This is a genomic window from Streptomyces sp. NPDC040545, from assembly GCF_055595065.1.
Map to the genome: position 1 here is coordinate 859,757 of NZ_JBVIWA010000001.1, position 17,506 is coordinate 877,262.

At 71.7% G+C, this 17,506-nt stretch carries 21 protein-coding genes; 13 read left to right on the top strand and 8 right to left on the bottom strand.

Going from position 1 to position 17,506, the window contains the following annotated elements; genetic code table 11:
- Positions 1 to 74: 74 nt before the first annotated feature.
- Positions 75 to 503 (bottom strand): methylmalonyl-CoA epimerase, encoded by a 429-nt coding sequence (gene mce / locus ACZ573_RS04150; protein ID WP_008738238.1) that lies wholly within the window; start codon positions 501 to 503, stop codon positions 75 to 77.
- 135 nt (positions 504 to 638) lie between these two features.
- On the opposite strand from mce, the gene ACZ573_RS04155 reads away from it, so the two are divergent.
- Complete coding sequence (locus ACZ573_RS04155; RefSeq protein WP_471298649.1) at positions 639 to 1,838, top strand: acetyl-CoA C-acetyltransferase; 1,200 nt, start codon at positions 639 to 641, stop codon at positions 1,836 to 1,838.
- Between the two features lie 137 nt (positions 1,839 to 1,975).
- Positions 1,976 to 2,938 (top strand): methylmalonyl Co-A mutase-associated GTPase MeaB, encoded by a 963-nt coding sequence (meaB, locus tag ACZ573_RS04160; protein ID WP_189743065.1) that lies wholly within the window; start codon positions 1,976 to 1,978, stop codon positions 2,936 to 2,938.
- Between the two features lie 60 nt (positions 2,939 to 2,998).
- Here meaB and ACZ573_RS04165 read toward each other — a convergent pair whose 3' ends face one another.
- The 5 genes from ACZ573_RS04165 to ACZ573_RS04185 all read right to left on the bottom strand — a co-directional run bounded on the left by ACZ573_RS04165 (position 2,999) and on the right by ACZ573_RS04185 (position 6,365).
- Positions 2,999 to 3,580 (bottom strand): PepSY domain-containing protein, encoded by a 582-nt coding sequence (locus tag ACZ573_RS04165; RefSeq protein ID WP_471298653.1) that lies wholly within the window; start codon positions 3,578 to 3,580, stop codon positions 2,999 to 3,001.
- Positions 3,581 to 3,710: 130 nt separating this feature from the next.
- Entirely contained in the window at positions 3,711 to 4,187 is a 477-nt protein-coding gene (locus ACZ573_RS04170) for a MarR family winged helix-turn-helix transcriptional regulator (RefSeq protein WP_471299071.1), read from the bottom strand.
- 65 nt (positions 4,188 to 4,252) lie between these two features.
- Entirely contained in the window at positions 4,253 to 5,065 is an 813-nt protein-coding gene (locus ACZ573_RS04175) for an AIM24 family protein (RefSeq protein ID WP_471299074.1), read from the bottom strand.
- Between the two features lie 11 nt (positions 5,066 to 5,076).
- Positions 5,077 to 5,727: an AIM24 family protein gene (locus tag ACZ573_RS04180; protein WP_301366422.1), complete on the bottom strand. Its 651-nt coding sequence runs from the start codon at positions 5,725 to 5,727 to the stop codon at positions 5,077 to 5,079.
- Positions 5,727 to 6,365, bottom strand: coding sequence for an AIM24 family protein (locus ACZ573_RS04185; RefSeq protein WP_030009698.1), 639 nt, complete (start codon positions 6,363 to 6,365; stop codon positions 5,727 to 5,729). The genes ACZ573_RS04180 and ACZ573_RS04185 overlap by 1 nt, the downstream gene beginning before the upstream one ends.
- A 197-nt stretch (positions 6,366 to 6,562) precedes the next feature.
- Here ACZ573_RS04185 and ACZ573_RS04190 point away from each other — a divergent pair, with 197 nt between their 5' ends.
- The 5 genes from ACZ573_RS04190 to ACZ573_RS04210 all read left to right on the top strand — a co-directional run bounded on the left by ACZ573_RS04190 (position 6,563) and on the right by ACZ573_RS04210 (position 9,325).
- Complete coding sequence (locus tag ACZ573_RS04190) at positions 6,563 to 6,907, top strand: DUF3817 domain-containing protein (RefSeq protein ID WP_351151214.1); 345 nt, start codon at positions 6,563 to 6,565, stop codon at positions 6,905 to 6,907.
- A complete protein-coding gene (locus ACZ573_RS04195) occupies positions 6,904 to 7,200 on the top strand; it encodes an MTH1187 family thiamine-binding protein (protein ID WP_471298657.1) in 297 nt (98 codons plus the stop codon). The genes ACZ573_RS04190 and ACZ573_RS04195 overlap by 4 nt, the downstream gene beginning before the upstream one ends.
- Positions 7,201 to 7,371: 171 nt before the next feature.
- Positions 7,372 to 8,013 carry a hypothetical protein gene (locus ACZ573_RS04200; protein WP_471298660.1) on the top strand — a complete coding sequence of 214 codons (642 nt, stop codon included), beginning with the start codon at positions 7,372 to 7,374 and terminating at the stop codon, positions 8,011 to 8,013.
- Positions 8,010 to 8,699 carry a DUF4166 domain-containing protein gene (locus ACZ573_RS04205; RefSeq protein ID WP_471298663.1) on the top strand — a complete coding sequence of 230 codons (690 nt, stop codon included), beginning with the start codon at positions 8,010 to 8,012 and terminating at the stop codon, positions 8,697 to 8,699. The genes ACZ573_RS04200 and ACZ573_RS04205 overlap by 4 nt, the downstream gene beginning before the upstream one ends.
- The gene (locus ACZ573_RS04210) at positions 8,696 to 9,325 is read left to right on the top strand and encodes a TetR/AcrR family transcriptional regulator (protein WP_471298665.1); all 630 of its coding nucleotides are present in this window, start codon (positions 8,696 to 8,698) and stop codon (positions 9,323 to 9,325) included. Before ACZ573_RS04205 ends, ACZ573_RS04210 begins: the two co-directional genes overlap by 4 nt.
- Before the next feature lie 292 nt (positions 9,326 to 9,617).
- Here the strand turns inward: ACZ573_RS04210 and ACZ573_RS04215 are convergent, their stop codons facing one another.
- On the bottom strand, positions 9,618 to 10,616 hold the full coding sequence (locus tag ACZ573_RS04215; protein ID WP_471298668.1) for an ArsR/SmtB family transcription factor: 999 nt from the start codon (positions 10,614 to 10,616) through the stop codon (positions 9,618 to 9,620).
- A gap of 113 nt (positions 10,617 to 10,729) precedes the next feature.
- Between ACZ573_RS04215 and ACZ573_RS04220 the strand changes: the two genes are divergently transcribed.
- The 5 genes from ACZ573_RS04220 to ACZ573_RS04240 all read left to right on the top strand — a co-directional run bounded on the left by ACZ573_RS04220 (position 10,730) and on the right by ACZ573_RS04240 (position 15,278).
- Complete coding sequence (locus ACZ573_RS04220) at positions 10,730 to 11,986, top strand: MFS transporter (RefSeq protein ID WP_471298671.1); 1,257 nt, start codon at positions 10,730 to 10,732, stop codon at positions 11,984 to 11,986.
- A 21-nt stretch (positions 11,987 to 12,007) separates the two neighbouring features.
- Positions 12,008 to 12,514, top strand: a complete 507-nt coding sequence (locus tag ACZ573_RS04225) for a MarR family winged helix-turn-helix transcriptional regulator (RefSeq protein ID WP_301366411.1) — start codon at positions 12,008 to 12,010, stop codon at positions 12,512 to 12,514.
- Positions 12,515 to 12,603: 89 nt separating this feature from the next.
- The gene (locus ACZ573_RS04230; RefSeq protein WP_301366410.1) at positions 12,604 to 12,933 is read left to right on the top strand and encodes a DUF3817 domain-containing protein; all 330 of its coding nucleotides are present in this window, start codon (positions 12,604 to 12,606) and stop codon (positions 12,931 to 12,933) included.
- A gap of 98 nt (positions 12,934 to 13,031) precedes the next feature.
- Positions 13,032 to 14,732, top strand: a complete 1,701-nt coding sequence (locus tag ACZ573_RS04235; RefSeq protein ID WP_471298675.1) for an acyl-CoA mutase large subunit family protein — start codon at positions 13,032 to 13,034, stop codon at positions 14,730 to 14,732.
- Between the two features lie 75 nt (positions 14,733 to 14,807).
- The gene (locus tag ACZ573_RS04240) at positions 14,808 to 15,278 is read left to right on the top strand and encodes a hypothetical protein (protein WP_471298678.1); all 471 of its coding nucleotides are present in this window, start codon (positions 14,808 to 14,810) and stop codon (positions 15,276 to 15,278) included.
- 31 nt (positions 15,279 to 15,309) lie between these two features.
- Here ACZ573_RS04240 and ACZ573_RS04245 read toward each other — a convergent pair whose 3' ends face one another.
- The gene (locus ACZ573_RS04245; RefSeq protein ID WP_471298681.1) at positions 15,310 to 15,930 is read right to left on the bottom strand and encodes a TetR/AcrR family transcriptional regulator; all 621 of its coding nucleotides are present in this window, start codon (positions 15,928 to 15,930) and stop codon (positions 15,310 to 15,312) included.
- A gap of 274 nt (positions 15,931 to 16,204) precedes the next feature.
- Here ACZ573_RS04245 and ACZ573_RS04250 point away from each other — a divergent pair, with 274 nt between their 5' ends.
- Positions 16,205 to 17,209: a tetratricopeptide repeat protein gene (locus ACZ573_RS04250; protein ID WP_471298684.1), complete on the top strand. Its 1,005-nt coding sequence runs from the start codon at positions 16,205 to 16,207 to the stop codon at positions 17,207 to 17,209.
- Positions 17,210 to 17,506: the final 297 nt, after the last annotated feature.

Consider the following 17,506-nt stretch of genomic DNA (forward strand, 5'->3'; position numbering starts at 1 on the left):
CCCCGTTTCCGCACCGAACCCCGGCCGAGCCATGGCCACTCTACCGGCCGGGGAATCGGGCCATCAGTGGTCCGTCAGTGCTCGGGGTTCGAGGTGACCAGTTCGGTGAGAACGCCGTGGCAGTCCTTGGGGTGCAGGAAGGTGATGGAGGAGCCCATGGAGCCGGTGCGGGGCTGGTCGTAGAGGACGCGGACGCCCTTGCCGCGGATGGCCTCGGAGTCCCCCTGGACGTCCTCGGTGCCGAAGGCGATGTGGTGGACGCCCTCGCCGTTCTTGGCCAGCCATTTGCCGACGGCGGAGTCCTCGCGGGTGGGCTCCAGGAGCTGGAGGTACGAGGCGCCGCCGTCGGACGTCTCGTTGATCTTCAACATGGCCTCGCGGACACCCTGCTCCTCGTTGACCTCGGAGTGGAACACCTCGAAGCCGTACGTGGCACGGTAGAACTCGACAGTCTTGTCCAGGTCGAAGCAGGCGATCCCGATGTGGTCGATTCTTGTCAGCATGGTGACAGTGCACCGCCGAAGGGGGCGGTCACGCAACGTGCGCGCGATCACACCGGCAGCCCGGTGACCGCTGCGGTACCGCCCAGTACATTCACGTAAACCCTCGTTCACTCCTCATCCAAGGGGCTGTGCCTCATGTCCGGATCGAACAACACCACTTCTGTGATCGTCGCCGGGGCCCGCACGCCCATGGGGCGCCTGCTCGGCTCGCTGAAGTCCTTCTCGGGTGCCGACCTCGGCGGTTTCGCCATCAAGTCCGCACTGGAACGGGCCGGGATCTCCGGCGACCAGGTGCAGTACGTGATCATGGGCCAGGTGCTGCAGGCCGGTGCGGGCCAGATCCCCGCCCGCCAGGCCGCGGTCAAGGCCGGCATCCCGATGAACGTGCCCGCGCTCACGATCAACAAGGTGTGTCTCTCGGGCCTGGACGCGATCGCGCTGGCCGACCAGCTGATCCGCGCCGGGGAGTTCGACATCGTGGTCGCGGGCGGTCAGGAGTCCATGACCAACGCCCCGCACCTGCTGCCCAAGTCGCGCGAGGGCTTCAAGTACGGCGCCGTCGAGATGCTGGACGCGATGGCCTACGACGGCCTCACCGACGCCTTCGAGAACATCGCGATGGGCGAGTCCACCGAGAAGCACAACACCCGCCTGGGCATCGAGCGCGCCCCGCAGGACGAGTTCGCCGCCTCCTCGCACCAGCGGGCCGCGGCCGCGCAGAAGAACGGCGTCTTCGAGGCCGAGATCGTCCCCGTGGAGATCCCGCAGCGCAAGGGCGACCCGGTGATCTTCTCGACCGACGAGGGCATCCGCCCCGAGACCACGGTGGAGTCCCTCGGCAAGCTGCGTCCGGCCTTCGCCAAGGACGGCACGATCACCGCCGGCACCTCCTCCCAGATCAGCGACGGCGCGGCCGCCGTCGTCGTGATGAGCAAGGCGAAGGCGGAGGAGCTCGGCCTGGAGTGGATCGCCGAGATCGGCGCCCACGGCAACGTGGCCGGCCCCGACAACTCGCTCCAGTCGCAGCCGTCGAACGCCATCCTGCACGCCCTGAAGAAGGAGGGCCTCCAGGTCTCCGACCTGGACCTCATCGAGATCAACGAGGCCTTCGCGGCGGTCGCCGTGCAGTCAATGAAGGACCTCGGCGTGACCCCGGAAAAGGTGAACGTCAACGGTGGCGCCATTGCCCTGGGCCACCCGATCGGCATGTCCGGAGCCCGTGTGGTGCTGCACCTGGCGCTGGAGCTGAAGCGCCGTGGCGGCGGCGTCGGCGCGGCCGCGCTGTGCGGCGGCGGCGGCCAGGGCGACGCGCTGATCGTCCGCGTCGCCAAGTAGTCGCCGAGCAGTCGCCGAGCAGTCGCCGAGCAGGCGGCGCCAGGCCGCCGGGCCCCTTCGCGGGGGCCGGCGGACCCCCTTCCCCGGGCCTGGCGGCCCGCAGGCATCCCGTACGAGAACCGAGGAGCGCAGCACAGATGACGGCGGTGGACGTCCCCCAGCTGGTGGCCCAGGCCCGTGAGGGCCGGCCGAGAGCGGTGGCCCGGCTGATCTCGCTGGTCGAGGGGGCGTCCCCGCAGCTGCGCGAGGTGATGGCCGCGCTGGCCCCGCTGACGGGCGGGGCGTACGTGGTGGGGCTGACCGGGTCGCCGGGCGTCGGCAAGTCGACGTCGACCTCGGCGCTCGTGTCCGCGTACCGCAAGGCCGGCAAGCGGGTCGGCGTCCTCGCCGTCGACCCGTCCTCACCCTTCTCGGGCGGGGCGCTGCTCGGCGACCGGGTGCGGATGTCGGACCACGCCTCGGACCCGGGGGTCTACATCCGCTCCATGGCCACCCGCGGCCACCTGGGCGGCCTCGCCTGGGCCGCCCCGCAGGCGATCCGGGTGCTGGACGCGGCCGGCTGCGAGGTGATCCTGGTCGAGACGGTCGGGGTCGGGCAGTCGGAGGTGGAGATCGCCTCGCAGGCCGACACCTCGGTGGTGCTGCTGGCCCCCGGGATGGGGGACGGGATCCAGGCTGCCAAGGCGGGCATCCTGGAGATCGGCGACGTCTACGTGGTCAACAAGGCCGACCGGGACGGAGCGGACGCCACCGCCCGGGAGCTGAACCACATGCTGGGCCTGGGCGAGGCCCGGGGCCGGGACGACTGGCGGCCGCCGATCGTGAAGACGGTCGCGGCCCGTGGCCAGGGCATCGACGAGCTGGTCGAGGCGCTGGAGAAGCACCGGGCGTGGATGGACGAGCGCGGGGTACTGGCCCAGCGCCGGGCGGCCCGGGCGGCCCGGGAGGTCGAGACGATCGCCGTGACGGCGCTGCGGGCGCGGATGGCGGACGTGCACGGCGACGCGCACCTGGACGCGCTGGCGGCCAGGGTGGCCGTCGGCGAGCTGGATCCGTACGCGGCGGCGGACGCGCTGCTGACGACGCTGACGGAGGCGTAGGGACCGGGCCGGGCCCGGCAGGGCGTGTGCGGCGCCGCTGCCAGGGCCCGGCCGGGTGCGTCAGGAGCCCGAGTCGGAGTCGGAGTCGGAGTCGGAGTCGGAGTCGGAGTCGGTCTGTGCGGTGACCTTGCCGGTCGTGGGGTCCACGGAGGCGTCCCACGTCGTGCCGTCGGAGCCTCTGACCTCGACGTGCCAGTACGGGGCCTTTCCGTTGTCGCCGGAGTCCCATTCGACGGTCCACGCCGTGCCCGGGTGGGCGGCGAGGGCGGCCTTGGCGGCCTGTGCCGCGGTGATCTTGGCCGCGAGCAGCCCCTTGTGCTCGCCCGGGCTCTCATCGGTGTCCACGTTCTCGCGGGTGACCTTGCCCGTGGCGGCGTCGACCTCCAGCTCGGCGTGGCCCTTGCCGTCCTTGGTGATCACGTCCACGTGCCAGACGTTGCCGTCCCGGTCGAGGGACTCGACCACACCCGGATAGTTCTTCAGAGCGGCGGTGAGGGCCTGCTCGGCCGTGACGTCGGCCCGGGCGGCGGCCACGGGGGCGGTTCCCGCCATGTCGGCGGACACCGCGGCGGCGGTCGCCACGGGGCCTGCGACCAGCAGGGCCACGGACGCGGCTGCTGAGACGAACACGTTGCGCTTCATAGGCTGGACCTCCTCAGGCCGGCCCGGCGGACCGGAGCCGGCAGCGAGCGTTCCCAGCCATTGTCGGGCCGATGGCCGTCCGGGGCGCGACGAGCCCGTGGGGCCCGCGCTGCCCGGACGGCTCCCGGCCTCAGACCTTGCCGCGGTTGTCGCGCAGGTGCTCGGCGACCGGGGTCAGCGAGGCGCGCAGCGCCGCCAGGGCCTCCGGCGGCAGCAGGTCGATGAAGTGCCGGCGGACGGACGCCACGTGGTGCGGGGCGACGCGCCGCATGGTCTCCATGCCCTCGTCCGTGAGCACCGCGTACAGGCCGCGGCGGTCGGACTCGCAATTCACGCGGCGGACCAGGCCGGCCGTCTCCATGCGGGTGATCTGGTGCGACAGCCGGCTCTTGGACTGCAGCGTGGCGGTCGCGAGATCGCTCATCCGCATCCGGTGGTCCTGCGACTCCGAGAGGTTCACGAGGATCTCGTAGTCGTTGTTGGTGAGTCCGAAGGGCTGGAGATCCTTTTCCAGCTGGTGCATCAGCAGCCTGCTGACGTCCAGGTGGGTGCGCCAGGCGCACTGCTCGGCGTCGGTCAGCCAGCGCGTGGCCGTCTCGGTCTCCATGGTCTCCATGAATGAACTCTACCTAAAAAGTTGAATTGCGTACGAAAAATCTCAGGTCAGGCCGATCACAGTCCGAGGCGGCGCTGGAGATCACCCAGCTGTCCCGGCATCCGCGGCACGCCCAGCTGCCCCATCGGACCCTGACCGGCCCCCGGCACGCCCTGCGCGTTGCCCGTGGCCGCCCCGGCGCCGACCGCACCGATCGCCTGCTCCGCCATCAGCATCTCCGAGGACTGGAGCAGCACCGTGCCCGCACCGACGAACTCGAACTGGTGCTCCTCGCCCGAGCTGCCCCCGATGCCGGTCAGCGAACGCAGTCCGCCCATCACGCCCCTCATGTAACCGTGGTCGTAGTGGTGGCACGGCGAGGGGCAGTCCGCCCAGCCCACCAGCGCCTGCGGGTCCACGCGCAGCGGCGGCTCCATGAACACCACCGGTCCGTTGGACGCCGCCACGAACTTCCCGGTTCCGATCAGCGTCAGGAAACCCGGGACGATCGACTGCTTGAGGGCGAGCGAGGGCTGGTACGCGAGCAGGTTGCCCGACCGGATCGTCAGGTTGCCCTTGTCCAGGTCGTACGAGTTCACGTCGAAGGCCCGGTCGGCCAGCAGCATCTTGCCCGAGCCCTCGGCGACCACCCAGTCACTGGCGTGCAGCGGCGAGTGGAAGCTGCTGCGCAGCAGGCGGTCGAAGCGGCCGTTGCCGATCCCGTTGAACTCGATGTGCCCGTAGTACGAGATCATCTTGCCCTTCTGCAGGAACCACTGGCTCCCCTTGAGCTCCACGCAGAAGGTGTACGCGTTCACGTTGTCGTCGGAGGGCAGCGTGTACGGGTCGTAGACCGTTGGACTGCCAGCGCCGCCCGGTCCGCCGGTCACAGGGCCAAAGTTCACAGCTTCTCCTCGGAGGCCTGTACGTACACCGCGCCCTGGCCGGACAGCTCCAGCTGGAACGCCTCGCCCGAGCCGCGCCCCACCATGTCCCGCCAGCCGAGCGCGGTGGAGAGCTTGTTGCGCACGTCGCCGTGGTGGGCGACGTACGCCTGCGGGTCCACGTGGACCGGGCGCTGCGGGGTGATCGGCAGCTCGATGACCCCGCCGTGGGCCATCACGGCGACGGAGCCGTGGCCCTTGAGGGTGGTGGTGAAGAGGCCCTGGCCGGTCACCTGGCCGCGGACCATGCCCATGACCCCGCCCTGGGAGCCCATGAACATCGTGCCCTGCTGGAGGGTGCCGTCGAAGGCGAGCAGCCGGTCGGCCTCGACGTAGAGGGTCTCGCCGGTCAGGTTGATGACCTGGATGTGGTGGCCGCCGTGGCCGAACATCACGGTGCCGCTGCCCTCGACCGCCATCAGCGGGGTCTGCTCGTTCGCCACCCGGCGCCCGATCATGCCCATGACCCCGCCCTGACCGCCGGTCAGGCTCGGGGTGAAGGAGACCTCTCCGCGGTACGCGAGCATGGCGCCGCGCTGGCTGTACATCTTCTGACCCGGGATCACCTGGGCCTCGACCATCTTCGAGTTGATCTCGCGGAACGGCATCAGATGTCGCCCCCGACGGTGTTGCGCTCGCTGGGCTGCACGTAGACCAGGCCCTCGCCCTCGAAACGGATCTGGAACGCCTCGCCGGAACCCTCGCCGATGAGGGTGCGGAAGTTCACACCGGACTGGAAGGACTGCTGGAGGTTGCCCGTGTGCGCGATGTACGCGCCGGGGTCGACGGACAGCGGGTACTGGGCGCTCACGCGCAGCACCACGGCCGGGCCGTCGGACATGATCGCGGCCTGGCCCGAGCCCTCGACGGTCGTGGTGAACAGGCCGTTGCCCGTCGTCGCGCCGCGCAGGCCGGTGAAGGTGGTGCCGGTGCGCAGACCGGCGTCGGTGCACAGCAGGTTGCTGGACTCGACGTAGAGCTTCTCGCCGCGCAGGTTGACCAGGTTGATCTCGCTCGCACGGTCGGCGAAGAAGCAGGTGCCGTGCCCCTGCACTTCCATCACTGTCATCTGTTCGCCGGTCAGCCGGCGGGTCACCATGCCGCGGAGGCCTTCGCCGCCGCCGGTCATCTTCTTGAAGGCCATCTGCCCGTCGTACGCGACCATGGAGCCGTTCTTCGCTTTCACGGCGTCCCCGGTCAGGTCGACGGCCAGCACCTTGCTGCCTTGGAGTCGGAACTGAGCCACGGGGAGACGTTATCGGCAGCGGGCGACCCCGAACAGGGCCCCGTGGCTGATATATGCCACACCCGGGAGATATCGGTGCGACCGCGCGGGCGTCCCGGCCCGCCCGCGGAGGCCGCGGCGGGGGAGGGGCGGGTCAAGATCCCGTAAAGCGGCTGAGACACTGGGAGGGACCCTGGCCTCCACCCCGAAGGTTCCACGTGGACATCAAGACCGCCTCCGCACTGCACCGACTGCGCCTCGTCTCCGTTCCGGAGGCGCTGTCGTTCCCGGCCCTGCTGATCTTCGGCTCGCTGCTGAGCCGGGTCTCGGACATCGATTACCTGATGATGCCGCTCGGCGTCATCCACGGGATCCTGTTCGTCCTGTACGCGGTCTTCCTGCTGGACGTCTGGAACAAGGCGAAGTGGCCCTTCAAGAAGGTCCTCCTCTTCTTCGTGCTCGCGCTGGTGCCCTTCGGCGGGCTCTACGGCGACAAGCTCCTCAAGCGCGACGAGGGCGACAGCGTCATCGCGGCCCGGGCGCGCGAGGCGGCCGGCGCATGATCGTCGCGTTCTCGGTGACCCCGCTGGGGGTCGGTGAAGAGGTCGGCGAGTACGTCGCCGACGCGGTCCGGGTGGTCCGCGAGTCCGGGCTGCCGAACCGCACCGACGCGATGTTCACGACCGTGGAAGGCGACTGGGACCAGGTCATGGACGTCGTCCGGCGCGCGGTGGCGGCCGTCGAGGAGCGGGCACCGCGGGTCTCCTTCATCCTGAAGGCCGACATCCGCCCCGGGGTCCACGACGGGATCACCTCCAAGGTCGAGACCGTGGAGCGGCACCTGGCCGGGGGCTGATGCGCCCTCACCGGTCCCACTTCCACCGGTATTTCCGAAAGCGCCCCCGGCCCGCAGGCCGGGGGCGCTTCCGTATGCCCCGGGAGTCGCCCGGACAGGGTTTGAGCGATCGCTCAACTTCCCCTAAGGTGCCGCTTGAGCGATCGCTCAAACCGTGGAACGGGGGGTGGGATGGGCCTGTACGTCGAGACCGGGATCCGCGTCGGCATGGACGAGCTCTGGGAGCGCAGCCAGGATCCGGCGCAGCACCAGAGGTGGGACCTGCGGTTCACCTCCATCGGCTACCTCCCGCGCGCCGAGGGCGAACCCCAGCGGTTCCGGTACGCGACCCGCGTGCTGCCGTTCCTCTCCGTCGACGGGACCGGGATCTCCGCCGGGGAACGCCACCGGGCCGACGGCACCCGGGTCTCCGCCCTGCGGTTCGCCTCGGAGCACCCGCTGTCGCTGCTCGCCGAGGGCAGCGGGTACTGGCGCTACGTCCCCGGCCCCGACGGGATCCGCTTCCTCACCGGATACGACTACCGCCCGCGCTGGGGCCGCTTCGGCGCCCTCGCCGACCGGCTGGTGTTCCGTCCGCTCATGGGCTGGGCCACCGCCTGGTCCTTCGACCGGCTGCGGCTGTGGTGCGAACGCGGGACCACCCCGGGCCACGCCCTCGCCCGCGCGATCGGCGAGAGCGCCCTGCGCGTACTCCTCTTCGCGGCCGCCCTGGTGTACGCGCCGCTGCCGGCCGCCCGGCGCTGCCTGCGCACCCCGCCCGGCCGCACCCCCGCCTCCGAGCCCCGCCTGCTCAGCACCCTGGAGCCGTCATGACCTCCATCTTCCGCGCCCACATGGGCGCCGGGTTCGACCGTCTGCACCCGCAGATCCAGCGCCGCTTCTCGGTGGGGCTCGCGAGCGGCGAGGGCTGCATCGGCCGCGGCACCATGGAGCGGATATGGCACGGCCCCGGCTATGTGAAGCCCTTCCTCCGGCTTGGCGGCATGCGGAACATCCTGGTGCCGCGCGAGGGACGCGACATCCCCTTCGTCATCGAGAACCTCCCCTACCTCGACTCCTTCGGGCGCGAGACCGTCACCTTCGTACGGACTTTCCAGCTGCCCGATGGAGCCCACCGCTTCGACGCCACGATGGTCCACAGCCCCGAACGCGACTGCGTCCTCGACTACCTGGGCACCCACCAGCACCTCGCCAGCGACCTCCACATGAGCGCCGAGCCCGACGGCTCGCTGCTCATCCGCTCCGGTGAACACCGCTTCCGCGAGGGCCCCCTCGACGTCCGCGTACCCGATCTGATCGGCGGCGACGCCGAGGTCCGCGAGTCCTTCGACGAGGCCACCGGCCGGTTCCGGATCCGGGTACGGGTGGTCAACCGCCGCTTCGGACCGCTCTTCGGCTACGAGGGCTCCTTCACCGCGGAGTACGTCGACGCCCGCGACCGGTGGGCGAGCGGGCTCTGCGGCGACCTGCGGCCGGTCCGCGAGGAGGTCCGGGCATGAGCGCCGCCACCAAGGAGAAGCTGCTCGAAGGGGCCCTGCGCACCCTGGCCGAGCAGGGCATCGCCAAGGCCTCCGCCCGCACCGTCGCGGCCACCGCCGGGGTGGGCCAGGGCCTGATCTTCTACCACTTCGGCTCCGTGGACGAGCTGCTCGCCGCGGCCTGCCGGTACGGCGCCGAGCAGCGCGTGGCCCGCTACCGTGACCGGCTCGCCGCCCTGGGCAGCCTCGCCGAACTGCTGGAGTTCGCCCGCGCCATGCACGAGGAGGAGCGGGCCGCCGGGAACGTCGCCCTGCTCGGGCAGCTGCTGGCCGCCGGCCAGACCTCGCCCGTCCTGGCCGCCGCCACCGCCGACGGGCTCGGGCTGTGGATCGAGGAGCTGGAGAAGGTCCTCACCCGGCTGCTGGCGGCGACCCCGCTGGACGGGTACGCCGACCCCGCCGGGCTGGCCCGGGCCACGGCCGCCTCCTTCATCGGCATCGAGCTGTACGAAGGGGTGGACCCGGGGGGCGCCGGCAGCGCGCTCGCCGCGCTGGAACAGCTCGCCGGGCTGGCCGGCGTGCTGGAAGGCCTCGGCTCCCTGAGCCAGCGCGTGGTGCGGCACGGCCTGCGGCGCGGCACCCGCTGACCTGGGCCGTCCGGGGCCGCACCGGCCGCACGCGTCACCCGTACGGCCCTGTACCGCCGCAGGCGGGGGCCGCGGCGAGGAGCGCGAGGAGGCCGAGGACGGGGGCGGTGGTGCGAAAACGCGGCCTGCGAGCGGCGGGGGGCATCCAGCTTCCTCGGGACGAAGGGTCGGGCAGCGGAGCGAGATACCGGGATGTGTTGACATGTCGGACAGTTGGCATGGCTGTGCGACACCGGGCGGCGGGGCCGAGCGGTACGGGTGGGTCCAGCGGGCCGGGCTCAGGGGTCCGCGCTCAGGCGGCGGGGTCGCCCGTGGTGAGCGCGATCGCCAGCGGGGTGCGCTCGTAGCGGACCTGGTGGCCGTGGCGGGCGGACATGAGCAGCCCCGCCGCCTGCAGGACCCCCAGGTGCGCCGAGACCGTGGACGGGGCGAGACCGAGCCGGTGGGCCAGCGCCGTGGTGGAGGCCGGTTCCTCCAGCGCGCACAGCACCTCGGCCCGGGCCCGGCCCAGCAGCCGGGCCAGCGCGTCCGGGGTGTTCTCCTGGGCGGGGGTCCACAGGGCGCCGATGCCGCGGGCCGGGTAGACGATGGTGGGCTGCCAGGGCGGGTCGAAGCCGCCCGCTATGCCCGGCCAGATGAAGGCGCTCGGCATCAGGAGCAGTCCCTGGCCGCCCAGGACGCGCTCGTGGTGACTGGTGGGCCGCTCGATGGTCAGGGTGAGCGAGGCGGCGTCCCAGGCGAGGCTCGGGTGCAGTCCGTCGAAGAGCGACTGGAGACCGCCAGCGGCGAGGCGGCGCGAGTGGAAGAGGATGTCCGCCTCCAGCAGGGCCCGCAGCCGTGGCCAGTGCGGCTCGATCAGCACGCTCCAGGCCCGCTCCAGCAGGTCGGCCAGATCGCGTACGGCCCGGGCCGGATCGGCCAGCAGGGCCCGGCCCGGGTCGCTGTCGAGGGCGCCGGGCGTACACGCCAGCGACTTGCGGATGTCCTCGCGCGCCGCGGCCGGATCCGCGCCGCGGATCAGCGCGATCTCCTGCTCGAAGGAGACCCCGGGGCCGCTCGGCGGCGGGCCGATGAAGTCCGCGCTGTGCCCGCGGTGCGGCATCAGCAGCCACAGCGGCCGCAGGTCCAGCCCGTCGGCCGCGGCGCGGATCCGCCGCAGCCAGGGCAGGTGGTAGCCCTGCCGGTCCGGGCGGTTCAGAGTGCGGACCGCCTCCTGCGTCTCCCACGCGGGCGACAGCGCGAACCGGCACCGCAGCAGGTCCTCGTGCCCGAAGTGGTGGTGCAATCCCATCCCGGCGCTCCCTCCCCTTCTCCGAGACTGCCGCCGACGTAAGGACTCTGCCTCAACATTCGGCCACAGCCGAATCCCTGGGGCGCCGGCCGCGGGCCCGGGACGCTGGGCCCATGCCAGCCGACACCCAGGCGCCCGGGCGGTCCGCACCGCCGCCGGGCTACCGCTCCGTGTTCCGGGTCCGGGAGTTCCGGACCGTCTTCGCCGCCCACCTGCTGTCCGTGTTCGGCGTGGTCGTCGCCGAGATCTCGCTGTCCGTCCTCGTCTACCGCACCACCGGCTCGCCCCTGATGAGCGCGCTGACCTTCGCCCTCGGGTTCCTCCCGTACGTCCTCGGCGGCACCCTCCTCGCCGGGATCGCCGACCGCCACCCCGCCCGCCTGGTGCTCGTCGGGTGCGACCTCGTCTGCGCGCTCTGCGCGGCCGCCATGGTGGCGCCGGGCACGCCCGTCGCCGTGCTCCTCGTACTGCGCTGCGCGATGGCCTTCGTGGCGCCGCTGTTCCAGGGCACGCGCAACGCCTCCCTCTCCGACATCCTCGGCACCGGCGACGCCTTCGTCCTGGGCCGCTCGCTGCTGCGGATGGTGGCCCAGAGCGCCCAGCTCATCGGCTTCGGCCTCGGCGGGCTGCTGCTCACCGTGCTCGCGCCGCGCGCGGCCATCGCCCTCACCGCCGCCGGCTTCCTCGGCTCCGCACTGCTGCTGCGGCTGGGCACGCGCCGCCGCCCCGCCCGCAGCGGCGCCCGCACCTCCCCGCTCGCCGGGCTGCGCGCCGTCCTCGGCCGGCGCCGGCTGCGCGCGCTGATGCTGCTGTTCTGGCTGCCGCCCGTCTTCCTCGTCGTCCCCGAGGCGCTGCTCGCCCCGTACGCGGACGGCATCGGCGCGGGCACCGCCGCCCTCGGCCTGATGATGTGCGCCATGCCCGTCGGCACCATCGCCGGGGAGCTCTGGGCCGGCTCGGCCCTCACCGCGCGCACACGATCGCGGATCGTGGCGCCGCTCGCCGCCACCGGGCTGCTGCCGCTCCTGCTCTTCGCGGTCCGGCCCGGGCTGCCCGTGGTCCTCGCCGCCCTGCTGCTCGCCGGGCTGGCCCACGCCTACACCCTCGGGCTGGACCGGTGGTACGTCGAAGCCGTTCCCGACGAGCTGCGCGGCCGGGCGATGACGCTGCTCAGCACCGGCCTGATGACCCTCCAGGGGGTGGGCATGGCCCTGGCCGGCCTCGCCGCCGAATTCCGCCCGGTGCACGAGGTCGTCACCGGCGCCGGGGTCCTCGGTACGGGGGTCGTCCTGCTGCTCCTCGCCGAACTCCGGGCCGCCGCCCGGCAGGAGGAACGACTGAGGGATGAGACGGCCCTCGCGGTGAAGTGACCTCCCGGTAGGGTCGGACGCGTGCCCAAGCCGCTCAGCCTTCCCTTCGACCCCATCGCCCGCGCCGACGAGCTCTGGCAGCAGCGCTGGGGACCCGTGCCCTCGATGGCCGCGATCACCTCGATCATGCGCGCGCACCAGATCCTGCTCGGCGAGGTCGACGCGGTCGTCAAACCGTACGGGCTGACCTTCGCCCGGTACGAGGCGCTGGTGCTGCTCACCTTCTCCAAGGCCGGCGAACTGCCGATGTCCAAGATCGGCGAGCGGCTGATGGTCCACCCGACGTCGGTGACCAACACCGTGGACCGGCTGGTGAAGTCCGGACTCGTCGCCAAGCGGCCCAACCCGAACGACGGCCGCGGCACCCTCGCCTCCATCACGGAGAAGGGCCGCGAGGTCGTCGAGGCCGCCACGAAGGACCTGATGGCCGTCGACTTCGGCCTCGGCGCGTACGACGCCGAGGAGTGCGGGGAGATCTTCGCGCTGCTGCGCCCGCTGCGGGTGGCCGCGGCGGACTTCGAGGAGTAGCCGGAGGCCGCCGAGCCGGGGGCGGGGCCCGTGGCCGGGGCCCGGGGCCGCGTCAAGATCGAGCAAAACGGACGGCTAGGCTCGTCGGCATGAAACGAAGCGTGCTGACCCGCTACCGCGCCATGGCCTACGTGACCGCGGTCATGCTCCTGATCCTCTGTGCCTGCATGGTGGCGAAGTACGGCTTCGACACCGGCGCCGACCTGACCTTCGTGGTCTCGCAGGCCCACGGTGTGCTCTTCATGATCTATCTGGTCTTCGCCTTCGACCTGAGCTCCAAGGCCAGGTGGCCCTTCGGCAAGATGCTCTGGGTCATGCTCAGCGGAACGATTCCGGTGGCGGCCTTCTTCGTCGAGCGCAAGGTCCGCGCCGAGGTCGAGCCGCTGGTCAGCGACTCGGTCGCGACCGCCGAGGCCTGATCGCCTCCGCGTACGAGGCGAGCGTCACCCACCCCCGGGGCGAGTCCCCGGGGGTTTGCCATCGACATTTACTAGGACGTCCTAGTAAATTCATGAGTATGGACGCTGACGCCATCGAGGAAGGCCGCCGTCGCTGGCAGGCCCGTTATGACAAGGCCCGCAAGCGCGAGGCAGACTTCACCACGCTCTCCGGCGACGAGGTCGAGCCGGTCTACGGGCCCCGGCCCGGCGACGCGTACGAGGGCTTCGAGCGCATCGGGTGGCCGGGCGAGTACCCGTACACCCGCGGGCTCCACGCCACCGGCTACCGCGGGCGGACCTGGACCATCCGGCAGTTCGCCGGGTTCGGGAACGCCGAGCAGACCAACGAGCGCTACAAGATGATCCTGGCCGCCGGCGGCGGCGGGCTCTCCGTCGCCTTCGACATGCCGACCCTCATGGGGCGCGACTCGGACGACCCCCGCTCCCTCGGAGAGGTGGGGCACTGCGGGGTCGCCATCGACTCCGCCGCCGACATGGAGGTCCTCTTCAAGGACATCCCGCTCGGCGACGTCACGACCTCGATGACGATCTCGGGCCCGGCCGTCCCTGCCTTCTGCATGTACCTGGTCGCCGCCGAGCGGCAGGGCGTGGACCCCGCCGTCCTCAACGGCACGCTCCAGACCGACATCTTCAAGGAGTACATCGCCCAGAAGGAGTGGCTCTTCGAACCCGAGCCGCACCTGCGCCTCATCGGCGACCTCATGGAGTACTGCACGAAGGGCATCCCGGCCTACAAGCCGCTGTCCGTCTCCGGCTACCACATCCGTGAGGCCGGGGCCACGGCCGCGCAGGAGCTCGCGTACACCCTCGCCGACGGCTTCGGCTACGTGGAGCTCGGCCTCTCGCGCGGCATGGACGTCGACGCCTTCGCGCCCGGCCTGTCCTTCTTCTTCGACGCGCACCTCGATTTCTTCGAGGAGATCGCCAAGTTCCGCGCCGCGCGCCGGATCTGGGCCCGCTGGATGAAGGAGGTCTACGGGGCGAAGAGCGAGAAGTCCATGTGGCTGCGCTTCCACACCCAGACCGCCGGTGTCTCCCTGACCGCGCAGCAGCCGTACAACAACGTCGTACGCACCGCCGTGGAGGCCCTCGCGGCCGTGCTCGGCGGCACCAACTCCCTGCACACCAACGCCCTCGACGAGACCCTCGCCCTGCCGAGCGAGCAGGCGGCCGAGATCGCCCTGCGCACGCAGCAGGTGCTGATGGAGGAGACCGGCGTCGCCAACGTGGCGGACCCGCTGGGCGGTTCCTGGTTCGTGGAGCAGCTCACCGACCGCATCGAGGCCGAGGCCGAGAAGATCTTCGAGCAGATCAAGGAGCGCGGCCTGCGCGCCCACCCCGACGGGCAGCACCCGATCGGGCCGATCACCTCGGGCATCCTGCGCGGCATCGAGGACGGCTGGTTCACCGGGGAGATCGCCGAGTCGGCCTTCCAGTACCAGCGGTCGCTGGAGAAGGGCGACAAGCGCGTCGTCGGCGTCAACGTGCACCACGGGTCGGTCACCGGGGACCTGGAGATCCTCCGGGTCAGCCACGAGGTCGAGACCGTCCAGGTGCGGGAGCTGGCGGCCCGCAAGGCCCGCCGCGACGACGCCGCGGTCGACGCGGCGCTGAAGGCGATGCTGGACGCCGCCCGGGACGGGTCGAACATGATCCCGGCCATGCTGGACGCGGTGCGGGCCGAGGCCACGATGGGCGAGATCTGCAACGTCCTGCGCGACGAGTGGGGCACGTACACCGAGCCCCCGGGCTTCTAGCCCCAGGCCCACAGGCCCCAAGCCCCAGGCCCACAGGCCCGGAACGGCCGGTCCTGCCCCCCGTATGGTGGGGGCATGACCGGCCTTCCTGTGCCCGTACGGGGCGTGAGCGCGCGCGTGGTGATGAACAAGGGCGGCTGCGGCGGCCACTACGCCTACGTCGTCGCCGACTTCGAGCCGCCGGGACCGGCCGGGACGGAGATCTTGAACCTGGCGCGGGAGGAGCGGCTGCCCGCCGAGTTCCTCGGGGCGGTGCGGGACGGCATCGAACTGGGGCTGGACGGGGTCGAGGCCGCGGTCCTGATCACCGACGGCGGCTTCTACTTGCCGGACGCCCGCGACATCGGCTACCGCACGGCCGGGGCCCAAGTGGCCCGGGGCGCGCTCGTCGCGGCCGGCCTGCGGCCCGAGGAGGAGGCCGACGCGCTGCGCTGGGCCAGCTGGCCGGGCCGTCGGCGGCCCTGGCCGGGGGATAACCCGCGGGCCGCGGCGCTGGCGGAGCAGGTCCTGGAATCCCGGCGCCGCTCCGGGGTGTCGATCTTCTGACGGCGCGGCGGCAGCGGGCGGCCGGGTGGGATCAGGCGGCGGCCGGGCCCCGGAGGCCGTGCATCAGGAGCGCCGTGAAGGTGGCCACCCAGAGTTCGTCCACCGGTTCGGAGCTCACCAGGGCACGGTGCACCACCGTGCCCGCGATCACGTCGAAGATCAGGTCCGTGGTGCGGCCCGCGAGGGACTCGTCCTCCTCGTACGGGAGTTCGCCGCGCGCCTGGGCCCGTTCGCGACCCAGTACGACGAGACGTTTCTGCCGGTCCACGATCGCCGACCGGATCCGGTCACGCAGGGCCTCGTCCCGGGTGGACTCGGCGACGACCGCCATCAGGGCGGTACGGGCCTCCGGGCGCCGCAGCAGCTCCGCGAACTGCAGCACCACGTTCTCGATGTCTGCTTCGAGGGAGCCCCGGTCCGGGAGTTCGAGTGCGTCGAAGAGCTCCGCGACCGCGTCCACGACCAGCTCGTTCTTGCCCGCCCAGCGCCGGTAGAGGGTGGTCTTGGCGACCCCCGCGCGGGCGGACACGTCACCCATCGTGAGCTTCGACCAGCCCAGCTCGACGAGCGCGTCCCGGGTCGCGGCGAGGATCGCGGCGTCCGCGGTGGCGCTGCGGGGACGACCGGTGCGGCCGGGGCTGGGGTTGCGCATGGCCGAGACCATACCCGCCGGTAGCCGAACCGGCCGCTGTGGTTCAGATCACGGAGCCGGAAGGGGCCCGGTGGGCCGCCGGGGGAGTTACGCTACGGCTCGTAGCGTAAGAGCGACAACCACGCGAAGAGCTACAGGCGCCAGGTGGGGACCCGGCGCCGTTTCAACATCACGATCGCGACGGTACGGCGGCACGGCCAATTGACGGTACGGCGGCACGGCCAATTCACGCGATCTTTTTCGTCGGCGCGCGCACACGGGGGAGGATGTACGCATGCAGCCCAGAAACATGTCCATGAGCGGCGTCGTCGACCTCGCCGCGGTGAAGGCGGCCGGCGAGGCCAAGGCCAAGGCCGAGCAAGCCCGCGCCGAAGCGGCGAAGCGGGCCGGCGAGGCCGGCGGGGCGGGTCCGTCCGCCGGTGCCGTGCCGCCGTCCGCGCTCGTCATCGACGTAGACGAGGCCGGCTTCGAACGCGATGTGCTCCAGCTCTCCGCAGAGGTTCCGGTCGTCCTGGACTTCTGGGCCGAGTGGTGCCAGCCGTGCAAGCAGCTCAGCCCGCTGCTCGAGCGCCTGATCGCCGAGGCCAACGGTCGCCTCGTGCTCGCCAAGATCGACGTCGACGCCAACCAGACGCTGATGCAGCAGTTCCAGATCCAGGGCATCCCGGCCGTCTTCGCCGTGGTCGCCGGTCAGGTGCTGCCGCTGTTCCAGGGTGTGGTGCCGGAGCAGCAGATCCGCGAGACCTTCGCCCAGCTCGTCCAGGTCGCCGAGGAGCGCTTCGGGATCATCGGCATCGAGGTGGACCCGGACGCGGAGGGGGCCGCTCCGGCCGCCTCGGCCGAGGGCGAGATCCCGGCCGGCCCGCACGACGCCCTGCTGGAGGCGGCCGTCGTCGCGCTCGACGCCGGTGACCTCGGCGGCGCGGTCCAGGCGTACAAGAACGTGCTCGCCGACGACCCGGGCAACACCGAGGCCAAGCTGGGCCTGGCCCAGGCCGAGCTCCTCGCCCGGGTCCAGCACATGAACCCGCAGGCGGTGCGGGCCGCGGCGGCCGAGAACCCGCGCGACCCGGCGGCGCAGATCGCCGCGGCCGACCTCGACCTGGTCGGCGGCCACGTGGAGGACGCCTTCGGGCGCCTGGTGGACACCGTCCGCGTCACGTTCGGTGAGGACCGGGACGCCGTGCGACTGCGGCTGCTGGAGCTGTTCGAAGTCATCGGCGCGGACGACCCGCGGGTCTCCGCCGCGCGTACGGCGCTCGCGCGGGTGCTCTTCTAGGCAGCCTCCGGACCGGCTTCGCGGCCGCTCCGGACCCGCCGCCACGCGCCGCCCGTACATCGCCGGGCCACCGGCGATTTGTTGACACGTGGATAAACAGCGGCCGCGCTTTGCCAAAACTTGGCAATCGCGGCCGCTGTTACTCGCAGTAAATCGAACCCCGTGAACTGTCCGGTGTGTTTGGCATTCGTCCGTTCTGTCGTGGCCCTGGGTGACACCCTGTGTTGCTGCCCGACGGCAGTGGGTCGTACCCCGGTTATCTGGCCGTTACCCGCCAGTAACGAACCCCCTTGTGCC